This is a genomic window from Flavobacterium sp. GNP010 (assembly GCF_056428945.1).
Genome location: NZ_JBWJVK010000034.1, coordinates 18,114 through 29,496, shown reverse-complemented (window position 1 = coordinate 29,496; position 11,383 = coordinate 18,114). Strand labels below are relative to the sequence as shown.

Here is an 11,383-nt window from a genome sequence, read left to right as displayed (position 1 = left end):
TTTAAAAAATAAAAATAATGTCTTGAATAATATAACTGTTTATTTTAGTTATACTCCAGCAAAATTCAATGAACCGAAATTACCCAAACCGAATAAAGAAATAATTCCCTTACCTGGTAAATATGTTGTACCAACTGATAAACCTAAAGCATTAATTGTTTGTTTAGGATATGAACAAAATAAAGCCGAAGGCATAATTGAGCATTTAGATCCAAAATTATCTTATTTATTTTACACTAAACCAGCATCAGATAAAAAATTTGTAAATGCAATTGAATTTAATAACAAATCGCTTTTAGATGAAAGATCTAAATTTATTGTAACATTTCCGTATGATGACTTATTATATTTAGAGAGAGAACTAACAAGATTATATAATTTACTAAAAGAAGAATATAGCATTGTAATCGCCCCTTTAGGTCCCAAACCTTTTACCTTTATCTCAATGTTGATGTCAATTAAATATGATGACATTGATATTTGGAGAGTGGGATCAGGAAATGATATAAATGAATATGAAAACGAATCAATAAATGACAATTCTTTTATAATATGTGAAACTTTTTTTGAATAAAACTGAAATGAAAATGATAATAGATTAAATATTTGGTATAATCTAGGCCATTGATTCAAAAGTATAGAATTAACCGGTCACACAAACTCCTCAATATCAAAATCTTCCAAATTATTTTTTTGTAAAAAAGAAGAACCAGAATCCGTTTCTGAAGAAAGTGTACCGTCTAGCAGCTTGGCTATTTTTTGAGAAGTATTTTCGATGGAATTTTCCAATAGGTCGAATAATTCGGTTCCTTGTATTTTCTGAAGTAGGACTCTTGCTGTTTCTTTTTGAGAGGGTTTCATTTTCTCTTTTTTCAACAATGTTTTTACAGTGCTTAATTCTTCAAAGGTAACCCCTTGGGCAAAACCATTATCGCCATCGGATATTCCATAACTATTCCATTCTTCTTCCTCATTCTCAAAATCAGGTACATTCTTAAAAACTTCCTCTAGCTCTTCTTGTGGAATTTGTAATTCGACTTTGCCTTCGTCGATTTCTCTATCAAAATTATCATTATAATGATCTTCTTTTGGCTCTTGACTGTCATTGGACTTCTTTGGCACAGAAAGGCTTCTTTGAGGCTTAGGCTGTCCCATAATATCACGTAGACTAGAGTTAACTTTCTCTTGATTTGGTTGATGCTTATGGTGTTTTTTAATGACAATTTTATCCTTTGCCAAAAGGAAAATAACGATGAGCAAACAAATTACAATTACAGTTTCCATTCTATTTAGTGTTATACGTTGTTTAAAAAATCGGCTTGTTTCTCTCATTAAAAAATTCCTGGATTTCGGTTCCAAAATCATTAAAATGCTGTTCTAAAATATTATCGATATAGGAATACAATGTTGTTTTCTCTTCTCTTGTCAATTGAACAATTCGAAGGAGTCGTTCGTGGTATTCAGGTCTTATGTACACAACCTTCCCACTACGTCCAGATGGATATCTGTTAGTGAGAAATACTTCTTCATAATTCCGTTTTTTTGGAGCGCTTCCACGAATTTTCTCTTTAGGCTTATTTTCCGTAGCTTCGACACTTTGGCTTGTGTTTTTATCGTTGTTAACCGCTTCATCCCCACTCATAATATTCATGAGGTAATCTTCATCTACAACTGGTTTTTGAAAACCTTTGTGCTTTTTATCAGATTCCATACAAGAAAAGATTTAAGGGTTTATGATTTTGAGAAATTCATTTACAAAAAGATCCAGCTTAGTTATCTTCATCAAATTAGGCTCAGCAGGAAGCAAGCTAGATCTAAAGATATAATTACTAGTATCCTCCGTTTCCTTTCGGAAACGTTTACTATCCATTATTTTTGACTCCATCATGGAAAGACCTAAATCATCTATTACACTTTGATAGGCCTTATACAAACTAGTCCTTTCCCTCCTATCCACTTGATTCCAAAACAACCAAAATTTTAAGTTCTTGTTCCCTCCATCTGTTTCTGGAAGTTGTAGAAATGCTTTGGCAAAGCCCAAAGTGCTTTCTACTACCAAACGGTCAGCAGTAATGGGAGAAAAGATGAAGTCCATTGCTTTTAGAGTGGTCAAAACTCCCTTGGTGTTGGCAGTTCCTGGAAGATCAAACAAAATAATATCCCAATCACTATTGGATTGATCTATATATTCTGATGCTTTTTCTAGCGCATTCTCGGCCTTACAACGAATGACAGGAAATGCTTTTTTATCAATTGACTGAAACTGCTTCATTGCCGCTCTCTTATGATGCTCATTTTGCATCACCGTTTTAAGATCTCTGTCTCTCATATTGCCGAGACTATGCTGCGGAAAATCACAGTCCAAGACCAGTACATTATATCCCAATTGATAATGAAGCACGCTAGCCAACAAAGTTGTCATTGTAGATTTCCCTACTCCACCCTTTTGGGTAGAGAAACTAATTTTTAAAGTTTTATTTATTGTTTCCATTACTTATAATTTTAAAGTTATCTACTTACTAAATTGTTTTGCTGTACAGCAGTATGCCTTGTTGTATTTCTATAAAATGTTCTGCCCTATTGATTTGCTTTAAATATGCACTTATCTACAATTGCATATTCATACAATTTCCAACAAATATTCCTTGTTTATTGGTAATAGGTAAGCTCATTTATAGTACTGCTTTTATGCTTTTACATTTTTATAGTTGTACAACTGTATCGTTTTACACCTTACCATTTTACTTAATACTTGCTTACTCCTAAACTTTGATATTTGTGTTTGAAATTGGATAAAAAGTCATTTTTAAATATCTATTTACAACTTTGAAACAAAGAAAGCTGGTAACTCCAAACCATCTCAGAATAAGGAATACATTGGCGTTACATGGCCTTATTTGGTAACACTTACTACTACACCATTCTAATAATCAATGATTTACTTTGTTAAAGAAGTAGACAAATTAAAAAATGAAAGGCCCAAATCTATATTTGAATAAGAACAGGAACAGCTTAAAGCCGTTTTTCCCTGCTTTATTAAATCTGTCCCGAAGGGCAGATTATCTGTTCACCAGAACAGAGCAAGTTGTGTTTTGAGGCACTCGAAATGAATTCCGTGCCTCAAAACAACTTGCCCTTGCAGGGGCTTAAAACTCCCTCCAAAGTCGGGGTTTTCTAAAAATTAAAATTGGAATGATGATGGAGAATCAACAAAACAAAAAGCAACATAAAGGCGGTAGGAATCCTAAAAAGGATCCTAGCATTCACCGTTATGTTTTTCGATTAACGGATCAGGAAAATGCTAAATTCCTTTCTCTTTTTGAAGCTTCAGGAGCGCATAATAAAGCGCTATTTATTACTTCTCTCTTATTTGAAAAGCAGATAAAAACGGTAAAAGTAGATCTAGCAGCAATGGATTATTACATGCGCTTAACCACTTTGTACGGTCAGTTTCGTGCTGTTGGTGTTAATTACAATCAAATTGTCAAGATATTGTACCGCAATTTTTCTGAAAAGAAAGCAGCTGCTTATCTCTTTAAATTGGAAAAACAAACGATCGAGTTAGCGCAATTATGCCGTGCCATAACGCAATTAACAGATGAGTTTGAAGTAAAACATTTGAAAAAAGAAGAAAAATGATAGCAAAAATTGGTCGTGGAGCAAATATAATTGGTGCACTTTCTTATAACCAACTAAAAGTAGATCAAGAAAATGGATCAATTTTAGCGACTTATAGAATAAGAGAAACCGTCAATGGACAATTTACTGTTAACCAATTATACGGTTCCTTCGAACCCTATTTAATGGCAAACAAGCGAACAGAAAAACCTGTTTTGCACATCTCTCTCAACCCAAACCCAAAAGATAGAGTAAGTGATGAAGACTTTAAGAAAATCGCACAAGACTATATGGAACTGATGGGCTATGGGGACCAGCCTTATGTTGTTTTTAAGCATACCGATATTGAACGAACTCACATTCATATCGTTTCGACCTGCGTTGATCGTTACGGAAAAAAGTTATCTGATTCATATGAGAAATTACGTTCCATGAATGCGTGCCGTGCTTTGGAACAAAAATATCAATTACTCGCTGCAACTGAAAAGAATCAAAATCCGAAGGAAGTGATTTTTAAACCAGTTGATTACAAGGAAGCCAATGTAAAAAGTCAAATAGCATCTGTAATTCGACATCTGCCAAAGTATTATCAGTATCAAAGTTTAGGAGCTTATAATGCACTACTTTCTCTTTTTTATATTACCGCAGAGCAAATAACGGGTGAATTACACGGTCAGTCCAAGCAAGGTCTTGTTTATTTTGCACTGAATGAAAAAGGAGAAAAGGTAACAAATCCTTTCAAATCCTCTCTTTTTGGAAAACAATCCAGTATGGATAGTTTGCAAAAACATTTCGAACAATCGAAAGAGAAGATGAAAACAGCACCTGCTAAAGAAATCCTGAAAAATTCGATAGAGGTTGCCATGCATACCACGAATAATGAAACCGATTTCAAAAAACAACTAGTCGATCAGGGAGTTAATACCATTGTTCGAAGAAATGATCAAGGTCGTATATACGGAATGACTTTTATTGACCATGAATCGCGTACTGTTTGGAATGGATCCCAATTAAGTAAAAATTTATCTGCTAACGTTTTTAATGATTTATGGAAAAATGAAGGGACTCAAAAAATTCATAATGAGATACAGAATACCAAAACAGTTTCATCCACAGCTAGTAAAAATGAATCCAAACCAGAAACAGAAAAACCACATGCACTTTTTGATTTTCTTAATGGAAATTATTCAACCCATTCTATAACTGATTTTGGTCTTCTAGAAAGCCTTGGAACTTTATTACCAAATTCTCAAGGTGAAGATTATGAAGAGCAAGTATTTGCTAATCAAATAAAGAAAAAGACAAAACGCAACAATCATCACGGAAAGAAATAGTTTAGCGAGACAATCAACGCCAATTGATGCCAACGAAAGTCAATTCACTTAGATTCTTTTACGTCCGACCTACTTTCGCTCGTTACATTTTTAACTTTTTGATTATGCAAGGAGAAGACGATTTAAGAGGGCTCGCGAAAATAATGGCTTTCATGCGCGCTGTAAGTATCCTTCTAGTACTCATGCACTTTTACTGGTTTTGTTATAGTTTTTTCTTAGAAAAAGGCTGGACATTACAAATCATTAACAAGATACTAGGCAATTTTCAACGGACTGCAAGTCTATTTTCTCACACCATATCCACCAAGATTTTTGCTTTGGTATTGTTAGCATTAAGTTGTTTGGGTACAAAAGGGGTGAAAAACGAAAAAATTAGTTGGTCGAAAATAGCTAGTGCCTTAATCGTTGGATTTATACTCTTCTTTCTCAACACACCTTTGCTGAAGTTATCTGCTGGTACAGCTATTTCGTTATATATTATGAGTACCTCAGCGGGCTATATTTCATTAATGATGGCTGGAGTTTGGGCCAGTAGACTATTGCGTACCAATCTTATGAGCGATGTTTTTAATAATGAAAATGAAAGCTTCATGCAAGAAACCAAATTGATGCAAAATGAATATTCCGTTAATCTACCAACCAAATTTTATTACAAAGGCAAATGGAATGAAGGATGGATTAATGTGGTAAATCCATTTCGAGCCTCCATAGTTTTAGGAACGCCAGGATCTGGAAAAAGCTATGCCATTATAAACAACTATATCAAGCAGCATATCGAAAAAGGATTTTCAATGTACATCTATGATTTCAAATTCGATGATCTTTCTACCATTGCGTACAATCATTTATTAAAACATTCGGACAAGTATACCGTTAAACCAAAATTCTATATTATCAACTTTGACGATCCTAGCAGAAGTCATCGTTGCAATCCCATCAATCCAGATTTTATGACAGACATCTCAGATGCCTATGAATCTGCCTATACCATTATGTTGAATCTTAACCGCAGTTGGATACAAAAACAAGGCGATTTCTTTGTGGAATCTCCCATTATATTACTAGCCGCTATTATTTGGTTCCTGAAAATTTATGACAATGGAAAGTACTGCACGTTTCCACATGCCATTGAATTGCTCAACAAGAAATATATTGATGTTTTTACCATCCTTACTTCCTACCCTGATCTCGAAAATTATTTATCTCCGTTTATGGATGCTTGGCAAGGTGGCGCACAAGATCAATTGCAAGGACAAATCGCTTCCGCAAAAATTCCTTTGTCTCGAATGATTTCCCCTCAACTCTATTGGGTGATGACTGGAGATGACTTTTCGCTGGACATCAATAATCCGGATGAACCTAAAATTCTTTGCGTAGGAAACAATCCCGACAGACAAAATATTTACTCTGCTGCCTTGGGTTTGTACAATTCCAGAATTATAAAACTAATCAACAAGAAGGGTAAGTTAAAAAGCTCGGTGATAATCGATGAGTTGCCAACTATCTACTTTAGAGGGCTAGATAATTTAATTGCCACAGCTAGAAGTAATAAAGTAGCGGTATGTTTGGGATTTCAGGATTATTCGCAATTGACTCGTGATTATGGTGATAAGGAAAGTAAGGTCATTCAAAATACGGTGGGCAACATCTTTAGTGGTCAGGTTGTGGGCGAAACGGCCAAAAGCTTATCCGAACGGTTTGGTAAAGTATTACAGAAACGCCAGAGTTTAACGATCAATCGAAATGATAAATCAACCTCCATATCTACACAACTGGACAGCTTGATACCAGCATCAAAAATCTCCACGCTTACGCAAGGTGTGTTTGTAGGAGCTGTTTCAGATAATTTTGATGAACGCATAGAACAGAAAATTTTCCATTCTGAAATTGTGGTAGACAATGAAAAAGTAATGGCAGAAACGAAGGCTTATAAAAAGATACCCGTTATTTTATCTTTTATTGATGAAAATGGACAAGATCAAATGAAAGATGAGATTGAAGCTAATTACAAACAGATAAAACGGGATATTGTTTTTATTATTGAAAGTGAATTGGAACGCATTAAAAACGATCCTGATTTGCAACATTTGGTGAAAGAGGGGTGAAATAAATTATCGTAAATAGAATAAACCTATAAAAAATGTTTGTTATTATGTACATATTTGGTGTTTTTGTTCATATTAATGAACATTGATAAAAATGAGTGCGAAAAAACAAATCTTATTCCCTAAACACCAACTTCTTTTAGAGCAAATGGGTGAGAATATTAAATTGGCTCGAAAAAGAAGAAAACTCACTGCTATACAAATTGCTGAAAGAGCCGATATTACTAGAACCACCTTATGGCGTAGAATTATCTTTAATATAGCCATTTCTAACACCGATGACCATTTGCGTAACCATGGATTTATTTTACCAAAGAAGGTTGGATACTTTCCCCTGCTTACGACCTTAACCCATCGATAAACAAAGATAGTTTGGCTCTTAATATTGATATGGATAACAATGCACTGGATTTTGAATTAGCTAATAATGTTGGGGATAATATGTACCACCTTAACTGAACATTGTTTTGATTTACATCCAATACATCTAATATGGTGGAATGAGTGTTTCAAATTCTAATTTTGGTTGACATTCGAAACAGTTCATTTCGGCAACTTTTGGATGCAAATTATGAATTGGTTTTTTTATTGTATAATTAATTTCACCGTTTTACTTGACAAAATCAACGTTGTAAATCAGAAAACTAACATCGGAATAATTTTCAAGAAAGTCCACAAAATCATTATCAAAAACTATTTTTGGATTTTTAATTTCTTTTAGAATTTGGTCATAGGTTTCAAGAATATACTTTTGTTTCATTCATATTTTTTGTTATAATTTGTTAAAGAAATTAAGCCCACTCTTTTAAGTAGGCTTAATTTCAAATAGTTATTCATTAAAAATTAATCTTTAAGTGACCATAATTTCATCATATCTTCATCGGTTCTATTACCGTGAATTTGAATTTTAGCTATTTCTGTTTCAATGTTTACATATTCAGAATCAGTCAATAATACATTTGCAGCGCCAAGATTTTCAGTAATTCTAGCAGTATTTGTTGAGCCAGGAATTGGCACTATAAAATCTTTTTTGTGAAGCATCCACGCTAAAGAAATTTGTGCTGGAGTAACTTCTTTTGCATTTGCAAATTGATGTAGTAAATCTAATAATGGTTGATTTGCAATTATGTTATCCTTTTCAAAACGAGTAATCACTCTTCTAGCATCAATACCTGTGAATTTAGTTTCTGAACTTAATTTTCCAGATAAAAAACCGCTAGCCAATGGAGAAAATGGAACAAAACCAATACGGAGTTCCTCGCATATTGGAATAACATCTTTTTCATACATACGTTCCATAATAGAAAATTCACTTTGAATAGCTGTTAATGGAGTTACTGCGTGCGCTTTTCTTATTTCATTGACAGTAGCTTGTGATTGACCCCAACCTAATATTTTACCTTCTTTGATAAATTCACCCATACAGTGCGCAATATCTTCAACCGGAATGTCTTGGTTTACTCTGTGTTGATAGTATAAATCGATATGATCGGTGCCAAGCATTTTTAAAGAATTTTCTAATCGACCTCTTAATTCTTGCATCAAGCGTTCTGTAGCATTGCCTTCCCAATCTTTTTGAAATAAGAATTTTGTAGCAATAACAACATTATTGCGAACACTTTTTAAAGCCTCCGCAACCAATTGCTCGTTGGCACCCATTGCATAAATTTCGGCAGTGTCAAAGAATGTACATCCTAAATCATAGGCTTTACGAATTAATTTTATTGCTTCCTCCTTCTCTGGAGTAGCACCATATCCCATACTCAAACCCATTGCACCATAACCGATTGCTGATACTTCTAAATCTCTTAATTTTCTTTTTTGCATAATTTTTTATTTAAATTTTGTTACAATGTAAAATTACAAATTAATAAGTATACATTTGATACCGATATACTAAAGGATACCAACAATAAGTAATATGACAAGCGAAAACGAAAAAATAACAAAGGATATGATTATGTATGTTCAAGACACCTTGTATGTATTTGGTGGTAAATGGAGATTGCCAATTATCATAGCTATAAAACAAGGAAATAGTAGGTTTACAGACATTAAAACATTCATTCCAAAAATCACAAATCGTGTTCTTTCAAAAGAGTTAAAGGAGCTTGAAGTCAATAAAATGGTTGTTAGAACTGTTTACGATACATCGCCAGTAATTGTTGAATATAAAATTAGTGCCTATTGTTATACTGCCAAAGATATAGTAGATTCGATGGCAGCTTGGGGAAAACAACATAGAGAGAAAATTAAAGAGGATTGAATATTGCAACCTGAATTGATTTATAAAAAAAGATTAATTAAACGAATTCCTAAATTCTAATGGAGAAACTCCACTTTTAGCTTTAAACAATTTACTAAACGATTGTGGATATTCAAAACCTAACTCGAAGGCAATTTCACTGATTGAAAAATTAGTCGTTGTTAAAATGTCTTTTGCTTTTTCAATTAGTTTATTATGAATGTGTTGTTGGGTGTTTTGTCCCGTAACTGTTCGCAACATATCACTCAAATAACTTGGTGACAGGTTCAATTGTTCTGCTAAATTAGTAACTGTTGGCAAGCCCATTTTTGACTTATCTTCAAAATAATCGGACAATAAATTTTCAAATTTAGAGAGCAAATCGTTATTTGCCATTTTTCGAGTTGTAAATTGTCTGTTATAAAAACGATTGCAATAATTTAATAACAATTCGAGATTGGAAACCATTACATCTTGACTAAAAGTATCAACTCTTGATTGGTATTCTTTTTCAATATTTTGAACTAAATTTTCAATTAGTTTTTCTTCTTCATCCGAAAGATGCAAAGCTTCGTTTACTTCGTAATTAAAAAACCCAAAATTTTTAATGGTTTTCCCTAACGGATAGTTTCGAATTAAATCAGGATGAAAAAGTAATGACCAACCATCTTTATTTCTGTTTTCGTCTTCATCGATAGCAATAACCTGATTTGGTGCAACAAAAGACATCGTACCTTCATCAAAATCAAAATAGTTTTTACCATATTTCATTTGACCTTGAAAACTTCTTTTGATTGATATATTGTAAAAATTTAAAAGTAATCTTTCCTTGTTTTCATCTGATATTGTTGAAACATCACTGTGATTTATTAAAGTTATCAAAGGATGCGAAGGTTTTGACAATGACAATAATCGATGCAATTCAGAAACTGAATTGATTGCCTTTATACTTATTGCTTCTTTTTTCATTTTGTAAAGTTCTTAAAAAACAAAAAGAGAAATGATAAAATTTCTCTTTTTGTTTCAACTATTTTAAATTTCACCTTTTAAAAAATCAAGTCCAGCACTTCTGTCAGAAGTCATTATTTCGATTACGTTGCCAGGATATTGAGGTGCTAGTTTACTGATTTCGTCTAATTTCTTTAACTCATCAGAAGTAAAAATAACATCAACCACTTTTAAATTGTCTTGCAATTGATGCAGTTTAGTTGCTCCAATAATAACACTTGAAACTACTGGCTGGTGCATTAACCAAGCCAATGCCAATTGTGCCACAGAAACGTTTTTTTGCTCTGCCATTGGATATAAAACATCCAAAATATCATAAGCTCGTTCTTCGTTGAATGGTGGAAAAGGAAAATCATTCAATCTACCTTTTGCTCCTTGTAAATCTCGTTTGTATTTTCCAGAAAGTAAACCACCACTTAATGGGCTCCAAACCATTAAACCTACTTTTTGGTCGGTCAATAACGGAATTATTTCTCTTTCAATATCTCGAGTATCTAATGAATAATTGGCTTGTAATGATGCAAATCTATTTCTATCATTATAATCAGAATATGCCAAACCTTTCATTAAATGCCAAGCCGAAACGTTACTTGCTCCGAAATAACGAATTTTTCCACTTTGAACTAAATCATCTAAAACTCGAATGGTTTCTTCGATTGGCGTTAATGGATCTGAAGTATGAATTTGATACAAATCGATATAATCAGTTTTTAACCTTTTTAAACTTCCTTCAACTTCTTGAATGATGTGTTTGCGAGAAAGTCCTAAATTATTTTGTCCATTTCCAACAGCACCACGAACTTTTGTTGCTAAAACTAAATCTTCTCTATTGAGAGATAGATTTTTTATGGCTTGCCCAATCATTTCCTCCGACAATCCTTCAGAATAAATATTGGCAGTATCAATAAAATTCACACCAGCTTCGGTTACGGTTCTAATTTGTTCGTCGACTTCGTTTTGGTCTAAATTTCCCATATAACCAAAAAACCCTTTTCCGCCGTAATTCATTGTTCCTAAACAAAGTGCTGATACTTTTAATCCTGTGTTGCCTAAAATTTTGTATTTCATTTTTA

At 33.2% G+C, this 11,383-nt stretch carries 13 protein-coding genes; 6 read left to right on the top strand and 7 right to left on the bottom strand.

All coding sequences use genetic code 11. The features are described from left to right. Positions 1-574, top strand: a 574-nt coding sequence (locus AC061C_RS13060) for a hypothetical protein (RefSeq protein ID WP_478291531.1), incomplete at its 5' end; no start/stop codon positions are given. Positions 575-651: 77 nt separating this feature from the next. Here the strand turns inward: AC061C_RS13060 and AC061C_RS13055 are convergent. Genes AC061C_RS13055 through AC061C_RS13045 form a run of 3 tightly spaced genes read right to left on the bottom strand, consistent with a single transcriptional unit; the run spans position 652 to position 2,491 of the window. Further along, complete coding sequence (locus AC061C_RS13055; protein WP_478291530.1) at positions 652-1,284, bottom strand: conjugal transfer protein TraD; 633 nt, start codon at positions 1,282-1,284, stop codon at positions 652-654. A gap of 22 nt (positions 1,285-1,306) precedes the next feature. After that, entirely contained in the window at positions 1,307-1,711 is a 405-nt protein-coding gene (locus tag AC061C_RS13050) for a DUF3408 domain-containing protein (RefSeq protein ID WP_478291529.1), read from the bottom strand. Between the two features lie 12 nt (positions 1,712-1,723). After that, on the bottom strand, positions 1,724-2,491 hold the full coding sequence (locus AC061C_RS13045; RefSeq protein ID WP_478291528.1) for a ParA family protein: 768 nt from the start codon (positions 2,489-2,491) through the stop codon (positions 1,724-1,726). A gap of 707 nt (positions 2,492-3,198) precedes the next feature. On the opposite strand from AC061C_RS13045, the gene mobA reads away from it, so the two are divergent. The 4 genes from mobA to AC061C_RS13025 all read left to right on the top strand — a co-directional run bounded on the left by mobA (position 3,199) and on the right by AC061C_RS13025 (position 7,418). Next, positions 3,199-3,639: a conjugal transfer protein MobA gene (gene mobA, locus AC061C_RS13040; protein ID WP_478291534.1), complete on the top strand. Its 441-nt coding sequence runs from the start codon at positions 3,199-3,201 to the stop codon at positions 3,637-3,639. Further along, positions 3,636-4,952: a conjugal transfer protein MobB gene (gene mobB / locus AC061C_RS13035; RefSeq protein ID WP_478291527.1), complete on the top strand. Its 1,317-nt coding sequence runs from the start codon at positions 3,636-3,638 to the stop codon at positions 4,950-4,952. Before mobA ends, mobB begins: the two co-directional genes overlap by 4 nt. Positions 4,953-5,056: 104 nt before the next feature. Beyond that, a complete protein-coding gene (gene mobC, locus AC061C_RS13030) occupies positions 5,057-7,057 on the top strand; it encodes a conjugal transfer protein MobC (protein WP_478291526.1) in 2,001 nt (666 codons plus the stop codon). Between the two features lie 94 nt (positions 7,058-7,151). Beyond that, a complete protein-coding gene (locus AC061C_RS13025) occupies positions 7,152-7,418 on the top strand; it encodes a HipA domain-containing protein (RefSeq protein WP_478291525.1) in 267 nt (88 codons plus the stop codon). Positions 7,419-7,667: 249 nt separating this feature from the next. Here the strand turns inward: AC061C_RS13025 and AC061C_RS13020 are convergent, their stop codons facing one another. Together AC061C_RS13020 and AC061C_RS13015 are read right to left on the bottom strand one after the other, a co-directional pair. Beyond that, positions 7,668-7,817, bottom strand: a complete 150-nt coding sequence (locus AC061C_RS13020; protein ID WP_478291524.1) for a hypothetical protein — start codon at positions 7,815-7,817, stop codon at positions 7,668-7,670. 83 nt (positions 7,818-7,900) lie between these two features. Further along, the gene (locus AC061C_RS13015; RefSeq protein ID WP_478291523.1) at positions 7,901-8,884 is read right to left on the bottom strand and encodes an aldo/keto reductase; all 984 of its coding nucleotides are present in this window, start codon (positions 8,882-8,884) and stop codon (positions 7,901-7,903) included. A 94-nt stretch (positions 8,885-8,978) separates the two neighbouring features. Here AC061C_RS13015 and AC061C_RS13010 point away from each other — a divergent pair, with 94 nt between their 5' ends. Next, on the top strand, positions 8,979-9,323 hold the full coding sequence (locus AC061C_RS13010) for a winged helix-turn-helix transcriptional regulator (RefSeq protein WP_478291522.1): 345 nt from the start codon (positions 8,979-8,981) through the stop codon (positions 9,321-9,323). A gap of 33 nt (positions 9,324-9,356) precedes the next feature. Here the strand turns inward: AC061C_RS13010 and AC061C_RS13005 are convergent, their stop codons facing one another. Then, positions 9,357-10,271 carry a helix-turn-helix domain-containing protein gene (locus tag AC061C_RS13005; protein ID WP_478291521.1) on the bottom strand — a complete coding sequence of 305 codons (915 nt, stop codon included), beginning with the start codon at positions 10,269-10,271 and terminating at the stop codon, positions 9,357-9,359. A 63-nt stretch (positions 10,272-10,334) separates the two neighbouring features. Further along, positions 10,335-11,378, bottom strand: a complete 1,044-nt coding sequence (locus AC061C_RS13000; protein WP_478291520.1) for an aldo/keto reductase — start codon at positions 11,376-11,378, stop codon at positions 10,335-10,337. Between the last annotated feature and the right edge of the window lie 5 nt (positions 11,379-11,383).